Below are 24,172 nucleotides of genomic sequence, written 5' to 3' on the forward strand. Positions count from 1 at the left end.
GCGGACTGGTCGCGCCGGTTCGCCCCGCAGGCGGAGATCCACCAGTACCTCCGCGACGTCGCCCGCGACTTCGGCGTGCTGCCGCACATCCGCTTCGGCAGCGAGGTGCTGTCCGCCCGCTTCGACGCGGGCCGGGGCGCGGCCGTCGCGCCGCGCGGGCGGTCCGCGCCGCGCGGGCGGTCCGGGGCGACCGAGGACGGCGACTCGACGACGACGTCGGCGTCCACCGTCTCCGGCAGCTCGGCCACCGCGACGCCCCCGGCCGGGGTACGGCGTCGGCGCGCGCTGGCGACCGGCCCGGCCACGACGCCCCCGGTACGGGCCGCCGAGGCCCGCCGGGCGAGCACGCGGCGGCGCAGGGCGACCTGGGCCGGCTCGCGCTCCTTGAGGTCGGCCACGATCGGGGTCGCCAGGAAGATGGACGAGTAGGTGCCGGCCGCCAGGCCCACGAAGAGCACCAGCGCCAGGTCCTTGAGCGTGCCGACACCGAGCAGGCCGGCGCCGACGAAGAGCAGCCCCGCCACCGGCAGCAGCGCGATGACCGACGTGTTGATCGAGCGCATCAGCGTCTGGTTGACCGCCAGGTTCGCCGCCTCGCCCCACGTCATGCGGGCGCTCTTCTCCAGGTCCTTGACGTTCTCGTCGACCTTGTCGAAGACGACGACGGTGTCGTAGAGCGAGAAGCCGAGGATGGTGAGGAAGCCGATCACCGTCGACGGCGTCACCTCGAAGCCGACCAGCGAGTAGACGCCCGCGGTGACGACGATGTCGTGCACCAGGGCCGCCATCGCCCCGATCGCCATCTTGGGCTGGAACCGGACGGCCAGGAACAGCACCACCGCGACGAGGAAGACCGCCAGGGCCACCAGCGCCTGCTCGGTGATGTCCTCGCCCCACTCGGCGCTGACCGACTCGGGGCTGACCTGCTCGGGACCGATGCCGACCGCCTCGGCCATCCCCTCGACGACCGCCCGCTCGGTGTCGTTGTCCAGCTGCTCGGTGCGGACCAGCAGGGTGTTGCCGCCGACCACCTGGGCGCTGGCGACCTGGGCGCCGGCGTCCTCGGCCGCGACGCGCGCGTCCTGGAGCTGCTGCTCGGTGCCGGGCAGCCGGAAGCTGTTGCCGCCCTCGAAGTCGATGCCGAAGTTGAAGCCACGGAACACCATCGAGGCGATGCACAGGACCAGGACGACCGCGGTGATCCGGTAGATCAGCCGGCTGCGACCGACCACGTCGAGGCCGGCCTCGCCGTTGTAGAGCCGCGAGCTCAGGCGGGCCCGGCGCTGGGCCGGTGCACCCTCGTCCGGAACGGTCTCCGCGTCGCCGCCGGGGTCCTGCGGCAGGCCGGCGTCGGCCAGCGCGTCCTCGCCGGCGCCCACCGGCGCCTTCTCGGGCGTCGGGTCGGTCGGGCGGGTCATGAGGTGCTCCTGTCCGTGCGGCCGGCCCCGGCGGTGGCTCCGGCGAGCTCGCGCCCGCGAGCCGGCGCCTCCGGGCGGCGGGTGTGCGCGACCTGCCCGAGGCCGGAGAAGCGGTTGCTGCCGAAGGACTTGATCCGGGAGAGCACCGCCATCAGCGGGTGGGTGAAGAGGAAGACGACGATCAGGTCGAGCACGGTGGACATGCCGAGCGTGAACGCGAAGCCCTTCACGTCGCCGATCGCCAGCAGGTAGAGGATCGCGGCGGCGAGGAAGCTGACCGCGTCGGCCGAGAGGATCGTGCGGCGGGCGCGGACCCAGGCGCGGGGCACCGCCGACCGCAGGGACCGGCCCTCGCGGATCTCGTCCTTGAGCCGCTCGAAGTAGACGACGAACGAGTCGGCCGTGATGCCGATCGAGACGATGAACCCGGCGATGCCCGCGAGACTCAGCGTGAAGCCGATCTCCCGCCCCAGCAGGACCAGGCAGCCGTAGACGACCACCGCCGAGAGGGCGAGGCTGGCGATCATCACCAGCCCGAGCAGCCGGTAGTAGAGCAGCGCGTAGAGGAACACCAGGGCGATGCCGATGGCACCGGCGATCAGGCCGGCCTCCAGCTGCTCCTCCCCCAGCTCCGTGGAGATGGACTGGGCGGTCGCCTGGGTGAAGGACAGCGGGAGCGCGCCGTACCGGAGCTGGTTGGCCAGCTCGGTCGCCGACTCCTGGTCGAAGCTGCCCTGGATGGTGGTCTGCCCGTTGATGGCGCCCTGGATGGTCGGGGCGGAGATGACCCGGCCGTCGAGGGTGAAGGCGACGTTCTCCTGGACGTGCGCGGCGGTGTAGGCCGCCCAGGTCTCCCGGCCGCCGGACTTGAAGTCCAGCAGGACGACCCAGCTGCCGTCGGTGGGGTCGGTCGCCGCGCTGGCGTCGTCGATCTCGGTGCCCTCGATGATCGTGGGGCCGAGCAGGTACTTGGCGGTGCCGTCCTCGCTGCACGCGGCCACGAAGTCGTCGGGCCGCGACGTCTCGCCGGTGACGTTCTCCGTCTCGCAGGTGAGCGTGGCGTAGGCCGCGGCCGCCTCCTCCTGCGTGACCGCCGGGGCGTCGGGGTCCGGCAGCGCCGGGTCCTCGACCGCGCCGTCGGTGTCGGTCGGGGCCGCCGGCGCGGAGGTCTCCGCGGCGTCGCCCTCGGCCGGGTCGCCCTCGGCGGTGCCGTCGGCCGTCTCGGCCTCCGTCGGCTCGGCCCCCTCGGCCGCGGGGTCCTCGGCCGCCGGGTCCTCGGCCGCCGGGTCCTCCTCGGCGGGCGCGGCCGGCTCGGGGCCGGACACGACCGGCCGGAAGCGCAGCTGTGCGGTGGCGCCCAGCTCGCGCGCCTGCTCGCCGTCGTCACCGGGGACGGAGATGACGATGTTCGCGTCGCCCTCGGTGACCACCTCGGCCTCGGCGACGCCGAGACCGTTCACCCGCTGCTCGATGATGCGGCGGGCCAGCTCCAGGTCCTCCTGGGCCGGCGGCTGGCCGTCGGGCGTGCGGGCGGCCAGCGTGACCGTCGTGCCGCCGCGCAGGTCCAGCCCGAGCTGCGGCGTCCTGGTGTCACCGACGAAGAAGATGAGCCCGTAGATCAGGGCGATGATCGCGATGAGCGCGGCGAAGTACCCCCGCGCCCGGGCCGGACGGTTGGCCACGGACGTCCTCCTGGTCAGACGGTGCGGGTGCCGTCGGCCGGACGGGCGGAGCCCTCGTCCACGACCGTCGGCCCAGCGGGGGTGCGCACCTCGAGGATGGCCTGCCGGATGAACGTCACGACGACGCCCGGAGCGATCTCCAGGTCGACCGTCGTCTCACCGAGTGCGGCGACCGTTCCGTGCAGCCCGCTCGTGGTCATGACCGGGGTCCCGACCTGGAGGGACGCCTGCATCGCGGCGGCCTGCTCCTGCATGCGCTTGCGCTGGCGCGCCGGCAGCACGATGAGGACCACCAGCATGACGGCCAGGAGGATGAACGGGAAGAACTGCTCCACGACAGGTGCGCCTCTCTACCGCGCCTCGGGTGCTCGCGGTCGGTGCGGGTCCGCGAGGGGCCCGCTCGGGTACGTCGGTGCCGGCCCGCGCAGCAGCCAGGCGGGACGCGCACGGCCCGGGCTGCGAGTTGCGCGCCAGCGTCCGGGAGTCTAGGCGTCGAACAGGGCTTCTGACGACGCCCCTGCCACGTGTGGGTCAGCTGTGACACGACCGAGAGGAACTCCGCCGCGCGGCAGCGGCTGCCCGAGGTGCTGCCAGGCAGCCTCGGTGGCCACCCGCCCGCGCGGCGTGCGGGCCAGCAGGCCGGCGCGCACCAGGAACGGCTCGCACACCTCCTCGACGGTGTGCGGCTCCTCCCCCACGGCCACCGCGAGCGTCGCGACACCCACCGGGCCGCCACCGAACTTCACGACCAGCGCCTCCAGGACCGCACGGTCCAGCCGGTCCAGGCCGAGGTGGTCGACGTCGTACAGCGCCAGCGCAGCCTCGGCCACCTCGCGCGTGACGCGGCCGTCGGCCTCCACCTCGGCGTAGTCGCGGACCCGGCGGAGGAGCCGGTTGGCGATGCGCGGTGTCCCGCGGGAGCGCCCGGCGATCTCCGCCGACCCCTCGGCGGTGAGCTCGACCCCGAGCAGGTCGGCGCTGCGGGCGAGGACCTGCTGCAGCTCGGCCGGCTCGTAGAACTCCATCTGGCCGACGAAGCCGAACCGGTCGCGCAGCGGGCCGGTCAGCAGCCCGGCGCGCGTCGTGGCGCCCACGAGCGTGAACGGGTTGATCTCCAGCGGGATCGCCGTCGCCCCCGGCCCCTTGCCGACCACGACGTCGACCCGGAAGTCCTCCATCGCCATGTACAGCAGCTCCTCGGCCGGCCGGGCGATGCGGTGGATCTCGTCGATGAACAGGACGTCGCCCGGAGCGAGGTTGGACAGCATCGCGGCGAGGTCGCCGGAGCGCTCGATGGCCGGGCCGCTGGTGATCTTCACCGAGGTGCCCAGCTCCGACCCGATGATCAGGGCGAGGCTGGTCTTGCCCAGCCCGGGCGGCCCGGAGAGCAGCACGTGGTCGGGGGTGCGGCCCCGCCGCTTGGCGCCCTCCAGCACGAGGGCGAGCTGGCGGGCGACCTTCGGCTGGCCGATGAAGTCGTGCAGCGAGTGCGGCCGCAGGGCCGACTCCACGACGCGCTCCTCGTCACCGGCCTGCGGCGAGACGGCCCAGTCCTGGCCCTCGCCGACGGCCAGCTCCCCGGTCAGCGACCGGTCGAACGGCGCGCTCACGACCTACCCAGCAGCTGGAGCGCCTGGCGCAGCAGGAGCGCGACCTGCACGCCGCCGGTGGCGAGGATCTGCTCGTCGGCCACCGGTGCCAGCTGCAGCACCGCGCTCTCGGCCTCCTTCGCGCTCCAGCCGAGCCCGACCAGGGCCGAGGTCAGCCGGTCGCGCCACGGGGCCACCGGGGTGACCGCGGGCAGGCCGGCCGGCGCGGGCGACTCCAGCTGGGTGTCGGTGGCCGTGGAGCCCAGCCGGTCGCGCAGCTCCAGGACCAGGCGCTCGGCGCCCTTCTTGCCGATCCCGGGCACCTGCATGAGCGCCTTGAGGTCGCCCATCGTGACCGCGCGCCGGATCTCCCGGGGCGGGTGGATCGCCAGGATCGCCTGCGCGAGCCGCGGGCCGACGCCGTTGGCCGTCTGCAGCAGCTCGAACAGCTGCCGCTCGTCGTCGTCGGCGAAGCCGTAGAGCGTCAGCGAGTCCTCGCGCACCACCAGGCTGGTGGCCAGGCGGGCGGCCTCCCCCACCTGGAGCCGGGCGATGGTGCCGGGGGTGCACTGCACCGAGAGGCCGACGCCGCCGACCTCCACCACGGCGCCGTCGGGGCCGACGGCGGCCACCCGGCCGTTCACCGAGGCGATCATCGGGCCGCCACCCCCTGCCAGCGCGGCAGCGTCCGCTGGACGACGGGGGCACCGATGCCACCGGCAATCGCGGCGCTGCGCAGCCGCTGCTGGGCAGGGCCGCGCCAGGCGTGGCACACCGCGAGCGCCAGCGCGTCCGCGGCGTCGGCGGGCTTGGGGGCGGTGGCGAGCCCGAGCACTCGGGTGACCATGAGGGTGACCTGCTCCTTGTCCGCGCGGCCGTTGCCGGAGATGGCCGCCTTGACCTCGCTCGGCGTGTGCCAGGCGACGGGACGGTCGGCCTGCGCCGCGGCCAGGGCCGCGACCCCGGCCGCCTGGGCGGTGCCCGTGGCGGTGCCCTTGTTGTTCTGGGTGAACACCCGCTCGATCGCGACGACGTCCGGCCGGTGCTCGCGCAGCAGCGCGGTCACCGCGGTGTGCAGCTCGAGGAGCCGGAGCTCCAGGTCCAGCTCGGGCATCGTCCGCACGACGCCCACCCCGACCGCCGTCGGCCGGGCACCGGGGCGCCCGTCGACCACTCCCCACCCGCACCGGGTGAGGCCCGGGTCGATGCCGAGCACCCGCATGATCACGCTCCCGTCAGCCGAACGCCTGTTCGACCGAGGCTAACTCCCGACGCGTGCACGCCGGCGCCAACACGCGGTGACGTGCTGGAACGGCCCCGGTGCAGGGACCCGCGGCGAGCGGAGCGAGTCGTGGGGGGCACCGGAGTCCTTCTAGGCGTCGGCGGTGACCTTCTCCATGACGTCGTCGGGCACGTCGTAGTTGGCGTACACGTTCTGCACGTCGTCGAGGTCCTCGAGGGCGTCGATGAGCCGGAAGACCTTGGTCGCACCGTCCTCGTCGAGCTCGACCTGGACGCTGGGCTGGAACCCCGCCTCGGCGGAGTCGTAGTCGATGCCGGCGTCCTGCAGGGCGGTGCGCACGGCGATCAGGTCGCCCGGCTCGCACAGCACCTCGAAGCTGTCGCCGAGGTCGCGGACCTCCTCGGCACCCGCGTCGAGGACCGCCATGAGCACGCTGTCCTCGTCGACCCCGTCGGACCTGGGCACCACGACGACGCCCTTGCGCGAGAACAGGTAGGACACCGAGCCCGGGTCGGCCATCGAGCCGCCGTTGCGGCTCATGGCGGTGCGGACCTCCATGGCCGAGCGGTTCTTGTTGTCGGTCAGGCACTCGATGAGGACGGCGACACCGCCGGCGGCGTAGCCCTCGTAGGTGATGCCCTGGTAGTCGACGCCACCGGCCTCGGCACCGGACCCGCGCTTGACGGCGCGGTCGATGTTGTCGTTGGGGACCGAGCTCTTCTTGGCCTTCTGGATGGCGTCGAAGAGCGTCGGGTTGCCGGCCGGGTCACCGCCACCGGTGCGGGCGGCGACCTCGATGTTCTTGATCAGCTTGGCGAAGAGCTTGCCGCGCTTGGCGTCGATCCCGGCCTTCTTGTGCTTGGTCGTCGCCCACTTGGAGTGGCCACTCACGACTGTCCCCTCTCGTCCCCGGCAGTGCGTCGCTCGCCGACGCCGGCCCTCTCGGCCAGGTGACGGCGCACGATGTCGACGAACAGCGCGTGCACCCGGCGGTCCCCGGTCAGTTCCGGGTGGAAGCTGGTGGCCACCACGTTCCCCTGGCGGACCGCGACGATCCTACCGTCGGCCGGCCCGCCCTCGACCCGGCCGAGCACCTGCACGCCCGCCGCCGCCTCCTCCACCCACGGCGCCCGGATGAAGACGGCCTGCAGCGGAGGGCCGTCGAGGCCGACGAGCCGGATGGTCGACTCGAAGGAGTCCACCTGCCGCCCGAAGGCGTTGCGGCGCACGGTGACGTCGAGCCCGCCGACGGTCGGCTGCCCCGCCGGGGCGTCGACCAGCCGGTCGGCGAGCAGCACCAGCCCGGCGCAGGTGCCGTAGGCGGGCAGCCCGGAGCGGACGGCGTCGCGCAGCGGCTCGAGCATGCCGAACCGGTCCGCCAGCTTCGCGATGGTGGTCGACTCGCCCCCGGGGACGACGACGCCGTCGACGGCGGCCAGCTCCTCGGGGCGGCGGACCGGCCGGGCCTGCGCCCCCTCGGCCCCCAGCGCGGCCAGGTGCTCCCGGACGTCACCCTGGAGCGCGAGCACCCCGACGACCGGCGGGGTCACCACCCGCGGGTGGCGTAGCGCTCGCTCTCCGGGAGCGTGGCGACGTTGATGCCCACCATCGGCTCCCCCAGGCCCCGCGAGACCTTGGCGATGACGTCGGGGTCGTCGAAGAAGGTGGTGGCCTGCACGATGGCCGCCGCGCGCTGCGCCGGGTCCCCGGACTTGAAGATGCCCGAGCCGACGAAGACGCCCTCGGCGCCCAGCTGCATCATCATCGCCGCGTCGGCCGGGGTGGCCAGGCCGCCGGCGGTGAACAGGACGACCGGCAGCTTGCCCAGCCGCGCCACCTCGCGGACCAGCTCGACCGGGGCGCGCAGCTCCTTGGCGGCGACGAACAGCTCGGTCTCGTCCAGGGTGGCCAGCCGCCGGATGCCGGCGCGCAGCGCCCGCATGTGCCGGGTGGCCTCGACGACGTTGCCGGTGCCCGCCTCGCCCTTGGACCGGATCATCGCCGCTCCCTCGGCGATCCGCCGCAGCGCCTCGCCGAGGTCGGTGGCCCCGCAGACGAAGGGGACCGTGAAGGCGTGCTTGTCGATGTGGTGCGCCTCGTCGGCCGGGGTCAGCACCTCGGACTCGTCGATGTAGTCGACGCCGAGGGACTGGAGCACCTGGGCCTCGACGAAGTGGCCGATGCGCGCCTTGGCCATCACCGGGATGGAGACCGCGTCGATGATCCCCTGGATCATGTCGGGGTCGCTCATCCGCGCGATGCCGCCCTGGGCGCGGATGTCGGCGGGGACCCGCTCGAGGGCCATGACCGCGACGGCGCCGGCGTCCTCGGCGATGCGGGCCTGCTCGGGGGTGACGACGTCCATGATGACGCCGCCCTTGAGCTGCTCGGCCATGCCGCGCTTCACCCGGTCGGTCCCGGTCGTGGGTTCCGGCTGGTCGAGGTGCGCTGCCACGGGTGTCCGCCTTCGGTCGACACGATCAGTCGTGCACGACCATACGGAGGTCAGCGGGCCGACCGACCCGCCGGGTCCGGGTTCCGCGCCCCGGCGTCGATGCGGTCGTCGATGTCGAAGTACCGCGGCAGGGGCCGCGAGCGGTGCAGCCCGAGCCAGCGCGGGAAGCGGCGGCCGCGCAGCTCCCGGGTGTCCCGGACCGCGTCGTTGTAGAACCGGCGGGCCAGCGCCACCCGGGTGAGCGTCCCGGCCAGGTCGGTGCGCAGGGCCTGCGGCACGCCGGGCAGGTCCACCGGCAGCTCGCGCAGCTCGCGCCCGAGCGCGTTCTCGGCCAGCTCCCGGTCACCGCCGCGGGAGGCGCGCGCCTCCCGCGCGGCCGCGGCCAGCCGGTCGGCCACCTCCGGACCGAGTGCCGCCGGGTGGTGGCGGGCGAGCTCCTCGGCCAGCCCGACCCGGCGCTGCAGCTGGGCCTCCAGGGCCGCCTCCGCCCGCTGCACCCGCTGGGCCAGCCGGCGCAGCCGGGTCAGCGTCCAGCCCGCCCAGAGCAGCAGCGCGAGGACGCCGGCGGTGAGCAGCAACCACACCTCGGACGTCACGGCTGACGAGGCTAGCGCTGCGCCCGCCGGATCCGGGGAGGTCGCGCCGCGGTTCCGGTCGGGGGCACGCCCGGGACGGCGTTGTCGGGCCCGGCGGTGACGGCTCCGCCGCCGGCGGGCAGCACCGTCTCGTAGACCGCGAGGATGCGCCGGGCCAGCAGCTGCCAGTCGTACTGCGCGGCCACCCGCGAGCCGCGGGCGGCGAGCTCGGCCCGGCGCGCAGGGTCGGCGAGGAGGTCCGACAGCGCGCGGCCCAGGGCGGCCGGGTCGTCCCGCCGCACCACGACCCCGGCCGCGCCGTCGTCGAGGACCCGGACGAAGGCGTCGAGGTCGCTGGCGACCACCGGGGCCCCGGCGGCCATGGCCTCGATGAGGATCACGCCGAAGGACTCCCCCAGCAGGTTGGGGGCGCAGTAGACGTCGACGGTCCGCAGCAGGGCCGCCTTGTCGGCCTCGGAGACCTCGCCCAGCAGCGTGACGTGCGGCCGGAGCTCGTCGCCCACCATGCGCCACAGCTCGTCGGCGTCCCCCCGCCCGGCGATGAGCAGCCGGGCCCGCGGGTGGTCGCGGACGACGGTGCGCATCGCCTCCAGCAGGACCGGCAGGCCCTTGCGCGGCTCGTCGAACCGGCCGACGAAGCCGATCGTGGGCCCGTCCGCGCCGCGCGGGCGGCCGGTGAGGGTGGGCCCCTCGGCGAAGAGGCCGACGTGCACCCCGTTCGGGATGATCACCGCGTCCCCGCCGAGGTGCTCGACCTGCACGCGGCGCGCGAAGTCCGAGACGGCGATGCGCCCGGCGATGCGCTCGAGCCAGGGCCGCACGGCGGGCCCGAGCACGACCAGCATCTTCGAGCGGGTGGTCGCGGTGTGGAAGGTGGCCACGATGGGGCCCTCGGCGAGCATGCAGACCAGCAGCGAGACCGACGGCGACGACGGCTCGTGCACGTGGACGACGTCGAACCGCCCCTCGCGCAGCCAGCGCCGGACCCGCGCGGCCGACACCGGGCCGAACTGGACGCTGGCCATGGAGCCGTTGTAGGGCACCGGCACGGTGCGGCCGGCGAAGGTGATGAAGGGGTCGGTGATCGACTCCTCGCGCTCGGCCGGCGTCAGGACCTCGACGTGGTGGCCCATCCCGCGCAGCGTCTCGGCCAGGTCGCGCACGTGGTACTGGACACCGCCGGGGACGTCCCAGCGGTAGGGCGAGACCAGGCCGATGCGCATCAGGCGGGCTGCCGCCGGGCCGGGCGGGGGTCGTCGGCGGGGACGTCGGGCCAGATGCGGCCGAGCATGTGCCAGTCCTCCGGCCGCTCGGCGATCGACTCCGTGAAGGCGTCCGCCACCGCCTGCATCGCCGTCGGCACGGCGGTCCGCGGGTCGTCGCCGGCGGTCACGGGTACCTCGGGGTGCACCTGCAGCCGCCACCCGCGGTCGGTGAACCGGCAGACGACGGGGTGCAGCGAGGCGCCGGTCTCCGCCGCCAGCAGCGCGGCGCCCCCGGGCATGGTCGCCCGGCGGCCGAAGAAGGTGACCGGGACGCCGCCGGCGCCCAGGTTGCGGTCGACCAGCAGGCAGGCGGACCCGCCGTCGGCCAGCCAGTCGCGCAGCACCTCCGAGCTCGGCCGCGGGCCGCCGGTGAGCGGCACGACCCGCATCCCGAGGGACTCGCGGTAGTCGAGGAACCGGCGGTACAGGGACTCCGGTCGCAGCCGCTCGGCGACGGTCATGAACGGCCCGCCGAGCCAGTTGATGAACCAGACACCGGCGGCGTCCCAGTTGCCGCTGTGCGGCAGGGCCAGGATCACTCCCCTGCCCGCCGCCCGCGCCTCCTCCAGGTGCTCGATGCCGGGCACGGTGGTGCCGGCGACGATGCGGTCCAGGCCGAGGGTGGGCAGCCGGAACGCCTCCTGCCAGTAGCGGGCGTAGGAGCGCATGGCGGCGCGGGTGAGGTCGTCGAGCTCCGCCTCGGAGAGGGTGCCGCCGGTGACCACCCGCAGGTTGGCCCGCAGCCGGCGCACGCCCGTGCCCTCGCGGGCGGTCGCCCAGTCGCCGGCCCGGTCGAACAGGGCGCGGGCGGCCGGCTCGGGGAGCATGCGGACCGCCCGCCAGCCGGCCGCGTAGCCGGTGTCGGCGGCGCGCCCCAGCAGGCGGTCGCGGGCGCCGCTCACGGCGCGATCCGCGCGTCGGCCGCCGACCGCTTCACCGCCAGCACCCGCTGGGCGACGGTGACGGCGCTGCCGACGAGCAGCACCCACAGCGCGACGTGCACCGCGTACGGGATGCCCAGGCCGGTGAAGCCGGTGCCGACGAGCACCAGGATGAGCCGCTCGGTCCGCTCGACGACCCCGACGTCGCACGACAGGCCCATGCCCTCGGCGCGCGCCTTGATGTAGGAGGTGAGCACGCCGAAGACCAGGCAGAGCAGGGCGAGCAGGACCAGGAGCCGGTTGTCGCCCTCGCCGGAGTACCACCAGACCAGCGCGCCGAAGATCGCCGCGTCCGCGGCCCGGTCGCCGGTCGAGTCGAGGACCGCGCCGAAGACCGAGCCCCCGCCGCGCAGCCGGGCCAGCGCGCCGTCGAGCATGTCCAGCAGCACGAAGACCGTGACGGCGAAGGCGCCCCAGAACAGGTGGCCGGTGGCGATGAGGCCGGCAGCCGAGGCGACCGCTCCGACGGTCCCGGTGATCGTCACCATGTCGGGCGTGACGCCGACCCGCGCCAGGCGGGTGGCGAGGGGGTTGACCACCTTGGCGACGACGGGACGCGCGTTGACGCCGAGCACTCAGGCCTCAGCCGGGGTGGTGGGGTGGGTGGACGACTCAGCCGGGGTGGTGGGGTGGGTGGACGACGGCGCGTGCTCCGCCCACGCCGCGGCCAGCAGGTCGCGGGTCTCCCGCAGCACCTGCGGGAGCACCCGGGTGAGCCCGACGACCGGCATGAAGTTGGTGTCGCCGCCCCAGCGGGGCACGGCGTGCTGGTGCAGGTGGTCGGCGATGCCGGCCCCGGCGACGGCGCCCTGGTTCATGCCGATGTTGAACCCGTGCGCGCCGGCGACCGCGCGGATGGTGCGCATCGCCGTCTGCGTGAAGGCGCCGAGCTCGGCGACCTCCTCGGCCGTGAGGTCGGTGTAGTCGGGCACGTGCCGGTACGGCACCAGCATCAGGTGGCCGGCGTTGTACGGGTACAGGTTGAGGACGGCGAAGACCGTGCTCCCCCGCGCTACGACCAGCCCCTCCTCGTCGGCCATGGTCGGGATGACGCAGAACGGGCAGTCGTGCGCACCGGTGGGCTTGCCCTCGCCGCGGATGTAGGCCATCCGGTACGGCGTCCAGAGGTGCTCGAAGACCGTCGCCGGGCCGCCGTCGTCGGAGGAGACGGCGACCCGGTAGGCCTCGGGGGGCCCGTCCTCGCTCATCCGGCGACCACCGCGTTCTCCGCCGTCGGGTCGGCGTTGTTGCGCGCCGCCACCCAGGCGGCGATCTCCTCGACGGCGACGTCGACCGGCACGCCGTTGCGCTGGCTGCCGTCGCGGAAGCGGAAGGAGACGGCACCGGCCTCGGCGTCGGTGGCGCCGGCGATCAGCGCGAACGGCACCTTCTGCTTGCTGGCGGTGCGGATCTTCTTCTGCATCCGGTCGTCGGAGTCGTCGATCTCGACCCGCAGCCCGCGCGCCTTGAGCTTCAGCGCGACGTCGCGCAGGTAGGGCACCTGCTCGTCGGTGACCGGGATGCCGACGACCTGGACCGGTGCCAGCCAGGCCGGGAAGGCACCCGCGTAGTGCTCGGTCAGCACGCCGAAGAACCGCTCGATCGAGCCGAACTTGGCCGAGTGGATCATGACCGGCTGCTCGCGGCCGCCCTCGGGCGTCGTGTACTCCAGGCCGAAGCCGGCCGGCTGGTTGAAGTCGTACTGGATGGTCGACATCTGCCAGGTCCGGCCGATCGCGTCCCGCGCCTGGACCGAGATCTTCGGGCCGTAGAAGGCCGCCCCACCCGGGTCGGGGACCAGCTCCAGCCCGGTCTCGCGCGCGGCGTCCTCGAGGACCTCCGTGGCCAGCGCCCACTGCTCGTCGGAGCCGACGAACTTGTCCTGCTTGTCCGGGTCGTCGCCGCGGGTGGAGAGCTCCAGGTAGTAGTCGTCGAGGCCGAAGTCGCGCAGCAGGCCGAGGACGAAGGCCAGCAGGTGGCGGACCTCGCCGGGCGCCTGGTCCGGCGTGACGTAGCTGTGCGAGTCGTCCTGGGTCAGGCCGCGCACCCGGGTCAGGCCGTGCACGACACCGGACTTCTCGTACCGGTAGACCGTGCCGAACTCGAAGAACCGCAGCGGCAGCTCGCGGTAGGACCGCCCGCGCGACCTGAAGATCAGGTTGTGCATCGGGCAGTTCATGGCCTTGAGGTAGTACTGCGAGTTGTCCAGCTCCATCGGCGGGAACATCGTGTCCGCGTAGTACGGCAGGTGGCCGGACAGCTGGAAGACCTGCTCCTTGGTGATGTGCGGGGTGCCGACGTAGTCGAAGCCCTCCTCGATGTGGCGGGCGCGGACGTAGTCCTCCATCTCCCGCTTCACCACACCGCCCTTGGGGTGGAAGACGACCAGGCCGGAGCCGATCTCGTCGGGGAAGCTGAACAGGTCGAGCTCGGCACCCAGCCGGCGGTGGTCGCGCCGCTCGGCCTCGGCGAGGTGCTCCAGGTAGGCCTTGTGCGCGTCCTTGCTCTCCCACGCGGTGCCGTAGACGCGCTGCAGCTGCGGGTTCTTCTCGCTGCCGCGCCAGTAGGCCGCCGCCGACCGGGTGAGGCTGAACGCCGGGATGCTCGAGGTCCGCGGCAGGTGCGGGCCGCGGCACAGGTCGGCCCAGACGCGGTCGCCGGAGCGCGCGTCGAGGTTGTCGTACATGGTCAGCTGCGCGCCGCCGACCTCCACGTCGGCGCCCTCGGTGTCACCGGCGCCGCCCTTGAGCCCGATGAGCTCGAGCTTGTAGGGCTCGTGCGCGAGCTCGGCCTGCGCGTCGGCGTCGCTGATCTCGCGGCGGGCGAAGTGCTGCCCGGCGCGGACGATCTCGGTCATCTTCTTCTCGAGGGCCTGCAGGTCCTCGGGGGTGAAGGGCCGCTCCGGCTCGAAGTCGTAGTAGAAGCCGTTCTCGACCGGGGGGCCGATGCCCAGCCGGGTGCCCGGGAAGAGCTCCTGCACCGCCTGCGCCAGCACGTGCGCGGCCGAGTGCCGGATGACCGAGCGGCCGTCCTCGCTGGAGGCGGCGACCGGCTCCACCTCGGCGTCGGCGTCCGGCGCCCAGGCCAGGTCCTTGAGCTCACCGGTGGCGAGCTCACGGACGACGACGGCGCCGTCGGCACCCTTCAGCGGGACGCCGGCGTCCTTGAGCGCCTGCTGCGCCGTCGTCCCGGCCGGCACCCGGATCGGGGAGACGGCGGTCGGCGAGGGCGGGGTGGACACAGGGGCTCCCAGGGGTCGGCACGGCTTCGGGGCGCCCGGACGGGCCGGTCACCGGCCCCTGAGCCTAGTGCGCGTGCCCACCCGCCCCGGGACGACGCCCGTGCCGGCTAGAGGCGGACGACGTCTCCGACGGTGATCTCCCCGGGGCGCCGCACCTCGGCGTAGACCCCGAGGCAGTGCTTGGGCGTCCGCGTCACGTACAGCTCGACGTCACCGACCCGGACCGTCCGCCCCACCCAGGTGCGCTCGTCGCCGTCGGGGAGGTCGAGCAGCACGTTGGCCCGCGGGTCGTCGGCGGAGCAGCCGTCGGGGACGTCCCCCGCCTCGGCCCGGTCGATCGCCTGGCGGGAGACCAGGTGGACCGCCGCGGCGTCGACCTGCGGCCCCTCCCCACCGGCGTCCAGCCGCACCGGCCGGCCGAGGACCTCGGTGAGGGTGATCGTGTCGGCCTCGGCGTCCCCCGTCGCGACGACCTGGCGCAGCTCGGGCGTCGTCTTCACCGTCACCCGCTCCCCCGTGTCGGCGTCGACCACCGCGTACGCCCGGTCGCCGCGCAGCCCGGCGGGGTCCACCAGGGCCGCCGGGACGCTCCGGCCGGCCAGGGACTTGACCGGGTACACCGAGATCGAGGCCACCGAGCCCACCATGTCGCTCACCCGCGCCACGCTACGGGCAGCCGGGGCGCTCAGCCCGTCCGCTGCCCGGCCGCACCGCCTGCCCGGCGGCCCAGCCTGCGGAGCTGCCCGTCGAGGTAGGGCCGCGCCCGGCGCTGGCCCCCCGCCGTGGCGATCGCGGCGGCCAGCGCGGTCAGGGTGCGGACCAGCCGTGGCTCGTCGGCCGGCCAGCCCCGGCGCAGGCACTCCTCCAGCCAGTCCACCGGGGTCCGGTGGCCGCGCTCGGCGTTGCAGCGCCGGCAGGCCGCGACCTCGTTGGCCAGCCACGAGGGACCGCCCTTGACCCGCGGCACCACGTGCTCGGTGGTCGGGTGGACGAGCGCGGAGAACTCCCGGCCGCACCAGATGCAGGTCGGCCCGTCGCGGTCGAGGACCAGGTCGAGCCGGGCCGCACGGTCCGGTTGGGCGCCCACCGCTCCCATGGTCCCCCCGGGCACGGGCCGATGTCGCGATCTTGGTCACTACGCTGCGCGCATGACGACCCCTGAGCGCCTGGTGGAGTCCGGCAGCCGCCACTACGGCTGGTTCGACGCCCGCCCCCGCGACGTGAACCCCGTCGACGAGTTCCGGGGCCTCGGCCGCCGCTGGCACGACTTCCGGCTCAAGGAGTGGGTGGGGTTCACGCTCGTGCACCCCGAGGTCGCCGGCGCCATGATCATCCAGGAGGCGAAGTACCTCGCGTCCTCGGAGTTCTACGTCCGCGACCTGGGCAGCCAGCAGCTCACGGAGTTCGCCGTCAACGCCCGCGGCGGCTTCGCGCAGCTCCCGCGGGTTCTGCTCGACGGCGCGCACTGCGAGTTCACCAAGCCCGGCTACTCGCTGCAGTACGACTTCGACGACGCGGGCGGCAGCCACCGGATCCGGTTCGAGTTCGCCGCGACCGAGCAGAGCGAGGCCGTCTCCGGCGACCTCGTGCTCGACGTGCGGGGGGCGTCGCCGGCGCTGTCCATGAGCGCCCGGCTCCCCCGCCGCACGAGCCTGTACACGCACAAGCGGATCTTCCCGGCCTCGGGGCACGTGACGGTCGGCTCGCGCACCTACCGGTTCGACCCCGCGAAGCACCTGGCGGTCATCGACGAGCACCGCTCCCACCTGGCCTACCGCACCGAGTGGACCTGGGGCACCTTCGCGACCCGGCTGCCCGAGGGCATCGTGGGCGCGAACTTCGCCACCCGCCCGCAGCTCCCCGAGGAGTTCGAGGAGTCCGGCATCTGGACCCCGGACGCGGCCGAGCCGCTCCGGGGCATCACGTTCACCCCCGACCCCGGTGACCCGCCGGCGGACCTGACGGCGCCGGTCACCGTCGTCGACGCCGACGGCCGGCTGGACCTGGTGTTCACCCCGGAGGGCCACAAGGCGGTGCGCCACCAGCTGGTGGTGGCGGCCATCCGCTACGCCCAGATGTACGGGCGGTACTTCGGCACCATCCGCGCGCGGGACGGTCGCGAGTGGGCGGTCGACGGCGTCCCCGGCGTGCTGGAGCGCATGGACGCCCGCATGTGGGCGACTGCCGCAGGACGACGAAGGCCCGGCCCGCTTCCGCGGACCGGGCCTTCCGTGCACGTGGGCGATACTGGGTTCGAACCAGTGACCTCTTCGGTGTGAACGAAGCGCTCTACCACTGAGCCAATCGCCCGTTGCGCGTCTGATTGTGCCAGACGCTCACCGCCACAGCGGCACCCACCCCGGGACCCAGTCGGGCACCCCCGCGATGTGCAGGGTGACCACCATGACCCCGTAGACGAACGCGGCGGTGGCCAGGCCGATCAGCAGGCGGACCCACACCGGCTGGCCGGACACCCAGTCGGTCCAGCGCTTGACGTGGTGCCTGGTGAACTCCAGCAGCCGCTCGGCCCAGGTGAACTCGGTGGCGAGCACGAAGAGGCCCGCGATGACGGTGAGCCAGCCCGGCCCCGGGAGCGGGATGGTCACCAGGCCCACGGCCAGGACGAGCACGCCGACGATGCCGACGCCCACCCGGTAGCCGTGGTTGATGCTGCGGTTGGCCGCCAGCCGGCGACGCCACCGCGCCCCGGCCACTCGCTCCCGCAGGCTGTGCACCTCGTCGGCGTCGTACCGCGCCCGCCGCTCGTCGGAGGTCTCCCCGTGGGAGCGGCCCGGGTGGGAGGCTGCCGACCTCGTCTCTGATCCGCTCAGCTCTCCACCTGCCCGCTCGCGACGACCCCCGTCGGTGCCGACGGAGCCTCTCGACCGGGCTCGATGCTGATACCGTAGCCAGGGAACTCGTCGAGGCCGGTCGACCCGGAGCCTACGGTTTCCACGGCGATCTGCGGGCGTTCGACGTCGAACGTGCCGAGCGCCACCGGCTCGCCCCGGCCCAGGCCCCACAGGACGTAGGTCTCGGCGGACACGTCGTTGCGCTCGAGCCCCTCGGTGACCACGTGCACCTCCTCGTCCCGCGCCACCAAGGTGACGGTGTCGCCCTCCTCGGTGGTCGTGAGCGGGACGACCACCGCCGGGCCCGGCTTCGTCAGCTCGGCCACCACGGCCTCCTGCGCGGCCAGCGTGGACCGCAGGTCGTCGCGCGACTGGCTGAGCACCGCCGTCCACGTGCCCAGCCCGACGACGGCGGCCACGGCGGCGGCGGCCAGCGCCCGGGTGAGGACCCGGGAGCGGGAGGCCGGGCGACGGGGCACCGGCACCGCCCCGGTGCGCTCGGCGGCACCCGCGGCGGCGGCCGGCTCCGGCGTCGGGCGGGCAGCGGGCGGCGGCAGCTGCTCGGTGGCCTCGACGGCGGCGCGCAGGCGGCTGCGCAGCTGCGGCGACGGCTCGGTCGCCGGCAGGTCCCGCGCCATCGCGCCCATGACCTCGGTGGTCTGCGCCACGGTGAGCAGGCACCGCTCGCAGCCGGCCAGGTGCTGCACGAAGGCGGCCTCGTCGTCGGGCTCGAGCGCGTGCAGCGCCCACCCGACGGCCAGCTCGTCATAGGCGTGTTCGCCGGTCATCGTGCCGTCCCGTCCAGGGGCGCGTCGTCCAGCGCGCTCCCGCCCTGCCCCGGCATGCCGCCGAGCTCCGTCCTGAGCCGGCGCATGCCCGCCAGCATCCGTGTCTTCACCGTGCCCAGCGGGGTGCCGGTCAGCGCCGCCACCTCCCGCTGCGTGTACCCGCCGTAGTAGGCCAGCGTCAGCGCCTCCCGCTGCGGCGTGGGCAGCTCGCCCAGCGCGGACCGGACCTGGTCGGCCACGACCCGCGACCAGGCGTCGTCCTCGACGTCCCGGGTGGCGACCGGCTCGTCCAGCACCGCCTGGTCCTCGGCGCGCGCCTGGCGACGGCGCTGCGACTCCTCGCGGCGCACGGCGTCGACCGCCTTGTGGTGGACGACGGCCAGCAGCCACGAGGAGAAGCTGCCCCGCGCCCCGTCGTAGGCGTACGGGTCCCGCCAGACGCCGAGGAAGACGTCCTGCAGCACGTCCTCGGCCAGCCCGTCGTCGGCGAGGATCCGCCGCGCCAGCGCGAAGGCCGGCCGGCGGAAGCGCTCGTACAGCTCGTCGACGGCGTCGCGCTCACCGGCACGGATGCGCCGGAGGATCTCGACGTCGCCGACGCCGTCCTCCGGTCGGCGCACCGGTCGACTCACGGCTCCCATCGTCACACGAGGTGTTCGCACGGACCCACCCCTGCGGTTCGGTGTGACCCGTGTGACTGATGGGACGGGTGTGACGGGTGGGGCAGGGCATCACTTATCGGCCCCTGCGTCGTTGACCGGACATGACGAGCCGATGGACGCCCGGTCACATCACCCCCATCACTCTTCAGCTGGTCGGCCCGCAGTCGTGGACGGAGGTCCCCGCGCTGCTCTGCTACGACCCGTCGGACCCGTTCGCGGTCCGCATCGCCTTCGGCGAGATGGGCGAGCAGGACGACGAGGGCATCGCCTGGCTGGTGGGCCGCGAGCTGCTGAAGGCCGGCCTCGAGCACCCCACCGGCGACGGCGACGTCCGGGTCTGGCCGGCCCAGGCGACCAGCGACGTCCTCTTCCTGCACCTGCGCGCCCCCTCGGGCGAGGCGCTGTTCGAGCTGTCCCGCGCGACCGTCGCCGCGTTCCTCCGGCACACCGAGGCGCTGGTCCCGACCGGGTCGGAGAGCGCCCTGCTGCACCTGGACCAGGAGCTCGACGCGCTCCTGTCCAACGGCGGACCGGACGCACCGGGCCGCTGACCTGCGGAAACGCGCCGGCGACACCCCTCGGAGGGGGTCGGGGGGACCCCCCCTTCAAACCCCCTCCGGGCGTCGGTTAGAGTTCTATCCGTAACGCGGACGTGGCTCAGTGGTAGAGCATCACCTTGCCAAGGTGAGGGTCGCGGGTTCGAATCCCGTCGTCCGCTCGGAACCTCGGGCACCGGTCGAGAGACTGGTGCCCGCGTGCGGTGGAGTGGCCGAGAGGCGAGGCAACGGCCTGCAAAGCCGTCTACACGGGTTCAAATCCCGTCTCCACCTCGTCGCTTCCTCGCGGGGCACGAGCGCGGGGAGGGAACCGGTCCAGACCGGATCGGGCGATTGGCGCAGTGGTAGCGCGCTTCCTTGACACGGAAGAGGTCACTGGTTCGAACCCAGTATCGCCCACCACGAAGAGCCCCAGGTCGGACGACCTGGGGCTCTCGCCGTTCCCGGGACCTCGCGCCGCTCAGCCGAGGGCCGGGACCACCCGCTCCTCCCAGAACCGCTCGACCTGCTCGGCGAGCTGCTCCCGCGTGCCGCTGTTGTCGAGGACGACGTCGGCCACCGCCCGGCGCTGCTCGTCGGTGGCCTGCGCGGCGATCCGGGCGCGGGCGTCGGCCTCGGTGAGCCCGCGGGTGACCAGCCGGGCGACCCGCACCTCCGGGTCGGCCTCCACGACGACCACCAGGTCGTAGGAGCCGGCCTGCCCGGTCTCCACCAGCAGGGGGACGTCGTTGACGACCACGGCGTCGGCCGGGACGTCCGCGACGAGCTCGGCGGAGCGCGCGCGCACGAGCGGGTGCACGATCGCGTCGAGCCGGGCCCGCGCCGCGTCGTCGGCGAACACGACCGCGGCGAGCGCCGGCCGGTCGAGCGCGCCGGCGTCCGTGAGGACGCCGCCGCCGAACTCCGCCACGACGGCGTCGAGGCCGGGGGTGCCGGGCTCCAGCACCTCCCGGGCGATCCGGTCCGCGTCGACCACCGTCGCGCCACGCGCGGCAAGGAGGGTGGAGACCGTGCTCTTGCCCGAGCCGATCCCGCCAGTCAGTCCGATCCTCAGCACGCACGGACAGTAGCGACCGCCCGCGGAAGATCACGGACGGGTAACACGCACCCCACACGCCCGGCGCGTCGCAGTAGTCACACCAGTCCCACCGCTAACGTCCCACCTGGCGATCTTCCCCGCCGAGAGAGGCAGAACGAGAACATGTCCGGTCACACGCCCGCTGCATCCCCGTCGACCCGAGCCGCCCGCCGTGGCGCCGGCCGGCACCGGCTCGGCGCCCCCGCCGGTGTGCGTTGCGCCGACATCCCCGCGGTCCGGGACCGGATGCAGTTCCAGCGCCCGGCGGTCGCGCACCGCAGCTCCCTGCTGCGCTGGATGTTCTCGACGCCGACCACCGGCCGGCACACCTGGAGCTTCCTCGCCGGCTCCGGCGGTCGCCCCCGCACGGCGTTCGCCATCATCCTCAGTCTCTGACCTCCCCACCGTCCGCTCGGGACGGTGGGCCGAGGGACCGGCGGTGGGCCCACGTGGCCCGCTGCTGCGCGCCGGCGCACGGGCGGGGCCACGTCCCCTCCCCTGCCTCCCGCACGACGAAGGGCCCGTGGACGTCGTCCACGGGCCCTTCGTCGTCACCGCGCTGCCGGGCGGACCGCGGCCCTCCGCGCCCGGGAACGGCAGAGGCCCAGGACCCGTGCGGGTCCTGGGCCTCCGACGTGCAGAGCTAGCGGGTCAGACCCTCAGGTCACTCGCCGCCGGCCAGCTTGGCGCGCAGCGCCGCGAGCGCCTCGTCGCTGGCCAGGGTGCCACCGGTGGCCGGGGCGTCCGTGCCGGCAGCGTCGTCGCTCGAGTAGCTGCCACCGGCAGCGGCCTCGGCGTCGGCCTCCTTGGCGGCCGCGATCTGCTTGCGGTGCGCCTCGAAGCGGGCCTGGGCCTCGGCGTACTGCCGCTCCCACGTCTCGCGGGCCTCGTCGTAGCCCTCGAGCCACTCGCCGGTCTCCGGGTCGAAGCCCTCGGGGTAGATGTAGTTGCCCTGCTCGTCGTACGAGGCGGCCATGCCGTAGGCGGCCGGGTCGAACTGCTCCTCGTCGCCGACGACGCCCTCGTTGGCCTGCTTGAGCGAGAGCGAGATCCGGCGGCGGTCCAGGTCGATGTCGATGACCTTGACGAGGATCTCGTCGCCGACCTGCACGACCTGCTCCGGGATCTCCACGTGGCGCTCGGCCAGCTCGGAGATGTGGACCAGGCCCTCGATGCCCTCGTCGACGCGCACGAACGCACCGAAGGGGACGAGCTTGGTGACCTTGCCGGGGACGACCTGCCCGATCTGGTGCGTGCGGGCGAACTGACGCCACGGGTCCTCCTGCGTCGCCTTCAGCGACAGGGAGACCCGCTCGCGGTCCAGGTCGACGTCGAGGACCTCGACGGTGACCTCCTGGCCCACCTCGACGACCTCGGACGGGTGGTCGATGTGCTTCCAGGACAGCTCGGAGACGTGCACGAGGCCGTCCACGCCGCCCAGGTCGACGAACGCGCCGAAGTTGACGATCGAGGAGACGACACCCGAGCGCACCTGGCCCTTGGCGAGCTTGTTGAGGAACTCGCTGCGGACCTCGGACTGCGTCTGCTCCAGCCACTGGCGACGGGAGAGGACGACGTTGTTGCGGTTCTTGTCGAGCTCGATGATCTTCGCCTCGAGCTCGCGGCCCACGTAGGGCTGCAGGTCGCGGACGCGACGCATCTCCACCAGCGAGGCGGGGAGGAACCCGCGCAGGCCGATGTCGAGGATGAGGCCACCCTTGACGACCTCGATGACGGTGCCGGTGACGACCTCGTCGGCTTCCTTCTTGGCCTCGATCGTGCCCCAGGCGCGCTCGTACTGGGCGCGCTTCTTGGAGAGGATCAGCCGACCTTCCTTGTCCTCCTTCTGGAGAACCAGGGCTTCCACCTCGTCGCCGACCTTGACGACCTCGTTGGGGTCGACGTCGTGCTTGATGGAGAGCTCGCGCGAGGGGATGACGCCCTCGGTCTTGTAGCCGATGTCCAGCAGCACCTCGTCCCGGTCGACCTTGACGATGACGCCCTCGACGATGTCGCCATCGTTGAAGTACTTGATCGTCGCGTCGATGGCGGCGAGGAAGTCCTCGGCGCTGCCGATGTCGTTGACGGCGACCTGGGGGGTGCTGGAAGGACGGACCTGGGTGGAGGTCATGTGGTTGGTAGCTCCGGACGGGGAATGCGTAGGGACAGGACACCCACGGCCGCACGACCGCGGGGAGGAACAGCGGGAAAGAACCGGCGCGGCCCGTCCCACGGGATGGGGAGGACACGTCAGACCTCTGGCGCCCCTCCATGGTACGGACGCCGAGACGGCCCGGTCCACCTGGGTGGAACCGGCAGCCCCCGCCGGCGGCGTGTCACGATCGGCGTGTCATGAGCCTGCCCCCGCACTCGTCCCCCCTGCCGCTCGCCGGTGACGGGTACCCCGCCGCGGGCGGGGTCGCCCGCCGGCCCGTCGGCTCCTCCGAGTCGGTCCGCGCCAACCGGGCCTGGTGGGACGCCGCGGCACCGGCGTACCTCGAGGAGCACGGCTCCGACCTGGGCGACGCGGACTTCCTCTGGTGCCCCGAGGGCCTGCGCGAGGCCGACGCCCACCTGCTCGGCGAGGTGGCCGGCCGGCGGGTGCTGGAGATCGGCTGCGGCTCGGCGCCGTGCTCGCGCTGGCTGCGCTCGGCCGGCGCCGACCCGGTGGCCCTGGACCTGTCCGGCGGCATGCTGGCCCGCGCGGCGGAGCTGAACCGGGTGACCGGGATCGACGTCCCGCTGCTGCAGGCCGACGCCGGCGCGCTGCCCCTGGCCGACGGCAGCGTCGACCTCGCCTGCTCGGCGTTCGGCGGGCTGCCGTTCGTGGCCGACGTCGAGGGCGCCCTGCGCGAGGTGGCCCGGGTGCTCCGGCCCGGCGGGCGCTTCGTGGCCTCGGTGAACCACCCGATGCGCTGGCCCTTCCCCGACTCCCCCGACCCCGAGGACCTGCGGATCGTCTCCTCCTACTTCGACCGGACGCCCTACGTGGAGACCGACGACACCGGCCGCACGGTCTACGTCGAGCACCACCGGACGGTCGGCGACTGGGTGCGGGCCGTCGTCGGCGCCGGGCTGGTCCTCGCAGACCTGGTCGAGCCGGAGTGGACGCCGGGCCGCACGGAGAACTGGGGCCAGTGGTCGCCCGAGCGCGGCGCGCTCGTCCCCGGCACGCTCGTCCTGGTCTGCACCCGACCCTGAACCTCAGGTCGAGCCTGAGCGAGCCCGTCGGTGCAGCCGCCGGCCCGTCGGCCGCGGCCGCTCACCAGAGGTCGCCCTCCCGCCAGTCGCAGGTGAGCTCCGCGGCCACGTCCAGGCCCACGTCCCCCGGCAGCACGAACACCGAGCCGTCGTCGTCCTCGGTGCGGACCCGGCCGGACGGAGTCAGGGCCCAGGTGGTCCCGCTCCAGCGCAGCCACCCCCGCGCGGCGTAGAGCGCGGCCCCGTCGTCGGTGGCGCTCAGCGCACCGGCGTCGTGGTCCCGCCGCACGGACTCCTCGAGGGCGGCCATGACCGCCGAGCCGAGGCCGCGCCGGCGGAGCCCGGGGTCGACCGCGACCGCCTCGACGTAGCCGACCCGCAGCACTCGCCCCCCGTGGAGGAAGCGGCGTGGGACCAGCGCGCCGTGGGCGACCAGCCGGCCGTCGTCGTGCACGAGGGCGTGGACGCCGCCCAGCGCGTGCCGCCAGTCCTCGTCGCCGAAGCACTCCCCGGCGAACGCCACCTCGCAGAGCCGGCAGCCGGCGGCGAGCTGCGCCGGCCCCAGCTGCTCGGTGGTGCCCAGCGTGACGGCGACCGGCGGCAC

At 74.0% G+C, this 24,172-nt stretch carries 26 protein-coding genes and 4 tRNA genes; 6 read left to right on the forward strand and 24 right to left on the reverse strand.

From position 1 onward, the window contains the following. From secF to E4P43_RS15890, 21 genes are all read right to left on the reverse strand, one after another. The coding region (secF, locus tag E4P43_RS15785) for a protein translocase subunit SecF (RefSeq protein ID WP_135146416.1) at positions 1-1,418 on the reverse strand (1,418 nt) is incomplete at its 3' end. After that, positions 1,415-3,100, reverse strand: coding sequence for a protein translocase subunit SecD (gene secD / locus E4P43_RS15790; RefSeq protein ID WP_135146417.1), 1,686 nt, complete (start codon positions 3,098-3,100; stop codon positions 1,415-1,417). The genes secF and secD, both read right to left, overlap by 4 nt. Before the next feature lie 14 nt (positions 3,101-3,114). Beyond that, on the reverse strand, positions 3,115-3,435 hold the full coding sequence (gene yajC, locus E4P43_RS15795) for a preprotein translocase subunit YajC (RefSeq protein WP_245159173.1): 321 nt from the start codon (positions 3,433-3,435) through the stop codon (positions 3,115-3,117). 150 nt (positions 3,436-3,585) lie between these two features. Then, complete coding sequence (gene ruvB, locus E4P43_RS15800; protein WP_135146418.1) at positions 3,586-4,710, reverse strand: Holliday junction branch migration DNA helicase RuvB; 1,125 nt, start codon at positions 4,708-4,710, stop codon at positions 3,586-3,588. Further along, the gene (ruvA, locus tag E4P43_RS15805; protein ID WP_135146419.1) at positions 4,707-5,345 is read right to left on the reverse strand and encodes a Holliday junction branch migration protein RuvA; all 639 of its coding nucleotides are present in this window, start codon (positions 5,343-5,345) and stop codon (positions 4,707-4,709) included. The genes ruvB and ruvA overlap by 4 nt, the downstream gene beginning before the upstream one ends. Beyond that, on the reverse strand, positions 5,342-5,911 hold the full coding sequence (gene ruvC, locus E4P43_RS15810) for a crossover junction endodeoxyribonuclease RuvC (RefSeq protein ID WP_135146443.1): 570 nt from the start codon (positions 5,909-5,911) through the stop codon (positions 5,342-5,344). The genes ruvA and ruvC overlap by 4 nt, the downstream gene beginning before the upstream one ends. Positions 5,912-6,061: 150 nt before the next feature. Then, complete coding sequence (locus E4P43_RS15815; RefSeq protein WP_135146420.1) at positions 6,062-6,823, reverse strand: YebC/PmpR family DNA-binding transcriptional regulator; 762 nt, start codon at positions 6,821-6,823, stop codon at positions 6,062-6,064. After that, entirely contained in the window at positions 6,820-7,482 is a 663-nt protein-coding gene (gene pdxT, locus E4P43_RS15820; protein ID WP_135146421.1) for a pyridoxal 5'-phosphate synthase glutaminase subunit PdxT, read from the reverse strand. Before pdxT ends, E4P43_RS15815 begins: the two co-directional genes overlap by 4 nt. Next, a complete protein-coding gene (gene pdxS, locus E4P43_RS15825; RefSeq protein ID WP_135146422.1) occupies positions 7,479-8,387 on the reverse strand; it encodes a pyridoxal 5'-phosphate synthase lyase subunit PdxS in 909 nt (302 codons plus the stop codon). The genes pdxT and pdxS overlap by 4 nt, the downstream gene beginning before the upstream one ends. 50 nt (positions 8,388-8,437) lie before the next feature. After that, positions 8,438-8,983, reverse strand: coding sequence for a hypothetical protein (locus E4P43_RS15830; protein ID WP_135146423.1), 546 nt, complete (start codon positions 8,981-8,983; stop codon positions 8,438-8,440). 11 nt (positions 8,984-8,994) lie between these two features. Then, positions 8,995-10,206: a glycosyltransferase family 4 protein gene (locus E4P43_RS15835; protein WP_135146424.1), complete on the reverse strand. Its 1,212-nt coding sequence runs from the start codon at positions 10,204-10,206 to the stop codon at positions 8,995-8,997. Next, positions 10,206-11,150: a phosphatidylinositol mannoside acyltransferase gene (locus E4P43_RS15840; protein WP_135146425.1), complete on the reverse strand. Its 945-nt coding sequence runs from the start codon at positions 11,148-11,150 to the stop codon at positions 10,206-10,208. Before E4P43_RS15840 ends, E4P43_RS15835 begins: the two co-directional genes overlap by 1 nt. Continuing rightward, positions 11,147-11,764 (reverse strand): phosphatidylinositol phosphate synthase, encoded by a 618-nt coding sequence (gene pgsA, locus E4P43_RS15845; protein ID WP_135146426.1) that lies wholly within the window; start codon positions 11,762-11,764, stop codon positions 11,147-11,149. The genes E4P43_RS15840 and pgsA overlap by 4 nt, the downstream gene beginning before the upstream one ends. Then, positions 11,765-12,397, reverse strand: coding sequence for an HIT domain-containing protein (locus E4P43_RS15850; RefSeq protein WP_135146427.1), 633 nt, complete (start codon positions 12,395-12,397; stop codon positions 11,765-11,767). It abuts the gene before it with no gap. Then, the gene (gene thrS, locus E4P43_RS15855; RefSeq protein ID WP_135146428.1) at positions 12,394-14,430 is read right to left on the reverse strand and encodes a threonine--tRNA ligase; all 2,037 of its coding nucleotides are present in this window, start codon (positions 14,428-14,430) and stop codon (positions 12,394-12,396) included. The genes E4P43_RS15850 and thrS overlap by 4 nt, the downstream gene beginning before the upstream one ends. Positions 14,431-14,537: 107 nt before the next feature. Next, entirely contained in the window at positions 14,538-15,077 is a 540-nt protein-coding gene (locus E4P43_RS15860) for an MOSC N-terminal beta barrel domain-containing protein (RefSeq protein WP_135146444.1), read from the reverse strand. A 38-nt stretch (positions 15,078-15,115) separates the two neighbouring features. Then, the gene (locus E4P43_RS15865; RefSeq protein ID WP_245159174.1) at positions 15,116-15,517 is read right to left on the reverse strand and encodes an HNH endonuclease; all 402 of its coding nucleotides are present in this window, start codon (positions 15,515-15,517) and stop codon (positions 15,116-15,118) included. A 1,151-nt stretch (positions 15,518-16,668) separates the two neighbouring features. Further along, a tRNA-Val gene (locus E4P43_RS15875) sits at positions 16,669-16,740 on the reverse strand. 26 nt (positions 16,741-16,766) lie between these two features. Further along, positions 16,767-17,144 (reverse strand): TIGR02611 family protein, encoded by a 378-nt coding sequence (locus E4P43_RS15880; RefSeq protein ID WP_135146429.1) that lies wholly within the window; start codon positions 17,142-17,144, stop codon positions 16,767-16,769. Between the two features lie 113 nt (positions 17,145-17,257). Next, entirely contained in the window at positions 17,258-18,070 is an 813-nt protein-coding gene (locus E4P43_RS15885; RefSeq protein ID WP_135146430.1) for an anti-sigma factor, read from the reverse strand. Next, complete coding sequence (locus E4P43_RS15890; RefSeq protein ID WP_245159175.1) at positions 18,067-18,711, reverse strand: sigma-70 family RNA polymerase sigma factor; 645 nt, start codon at positions 18,709-18,711, stop codon at positions 18,067-18,069. Before E4P43_RS15890 ends, E4P43_RS15885 begins: the two co-directional genes overlap by 4 nt. Before the next feature lie 122 nt (positions 18,712-18,833). On the opposite strand from E4P43_RS15890, the gene E4P43_RS15895 reads away from it, so the two are divergent. The 4 genes from E4P43_RS15895 to E4P43_RS15910 all read left to right on the forward strand — a co-directional run bounded on the left by E4P43_RS15895 (position 18,834) and on the right by E4P43_RS15910 (position 19,691). After that, positions 18,834-19,283 carry an SsgA family sporulation/cell division regulator gene (locus tag E4P43_RS15895; RefSeq protein ID WP_135146431.1) on the forward strand — a complete coding sequence of 150 codons (450 nt, stop codon included), beginning with the start codon at positions 18,834-18,836 and terminating at the stop codon, positions 19,281-19,283. A 95-nt stretch (positions 19,284-19,378) separates the two neighbouring features. Next, positions 19,379-19,450: transfer RNA gene (locus E4P43_RS15900), tRNA-Gly, on the forward strand. Between the two features lie 41 nt (positions 19,451-19,491). Beyond that, positions 19,492-19,562, forward strand: a tRNA-Cys gene (locus E4P43_RS15905). Between the two features lie 54 nt (positions 19,563-19,616). Continuing rightward, positions 19,617-19,691 (forward strand) — tRNA-Val (locus E4P43_RS15910). Between the two features lie 58 nt (positions 19,692-19,749). On the opposite strand, the gene coaE is transcribed toward E4P43_RS15910, so the two are convergent. Beyond that, the gene (coaE, locus tag E4P43_RS15915; RefSeq protein WP_135146432.1) at positions 19,750-20,346 is read right to left on the reverse strand and encodes a dephospho-CoA kinase; all 597 of its coding nucleotides are present in this window, start codon (positions 20,344-20,346) and stop codon (positions 19,750-19,752) included. A 144-nt stretch (positions 20,347-20,490) separates the two neighbouring features. Here coaE and E4P43_RS15920 point away from each other — a divergent pair, with 144 nt between their 5' ends. Continuing rightward, a complete protein-coding gene (locus E4P43_RS15920; RefSeq protein WP_135146433.1) occupies positions 20,491-20,763 on the forward strand; it encodes a hypothetical protein in 273 nt (90 codons plus the stop codon). A 268-nt stretch (positions 20,764-21,031) separates the two neighbouring features. Here E4P43_RS15920 and rpsA read toward each other — a convergent pair whose 3' ends face one another. Then, positions 21,032-22,498 (reverse strand): 30S ribosomal protein S1, encoded by a 1,467-nt coding sequence (rpsA, locus tag E4P43_RS15925; protein WP_135146434.1) that lies wholly within the window; start codon positions 22,496-22,498, stop codon positions 21,032-21,034. A gap of 221 nt (positions 22,499-22,719) precedes the next feature. On the opposite strand from rpsA, the gene E4P43_RS15930 reads away from it, so the two are divergent. Then, positions 22,720-23,568, forward strand: coding sequence for a class I SAM-dependent methyltransferase (locus E4P43_RS15930; protein WP_135146435.1), 849 nt, complete (start codon positions 22,720-22,722; stop codon positions 23,566-23,568). A 61-nt stretch (positions 23,569-23,629) separates the two neighbouring features. Here E4P43_RS15930 and E4P43_RS15935 read toward each other — a convergent pair whose 3' ends face one another. Further along, positions 23,630-24,172, reverse strand: coding sequence for a GNAT family N-acetyltransferase (locus tag E4P43_RS15935; protein WP_209313915.1), 543 nt, complete (start codon positions 24,170-24,172; stop codon positions 23,630-23,632).

It is taken from the genome of Blastococcus sp. TF02A-35 (assembly GCF_004571075.1).
Taxonomy (GTDB): Bacteria; Actinomycetota; Actinomycetes; order Mycobacteriales; family Geodermatophilaceae; genus Blastococcus.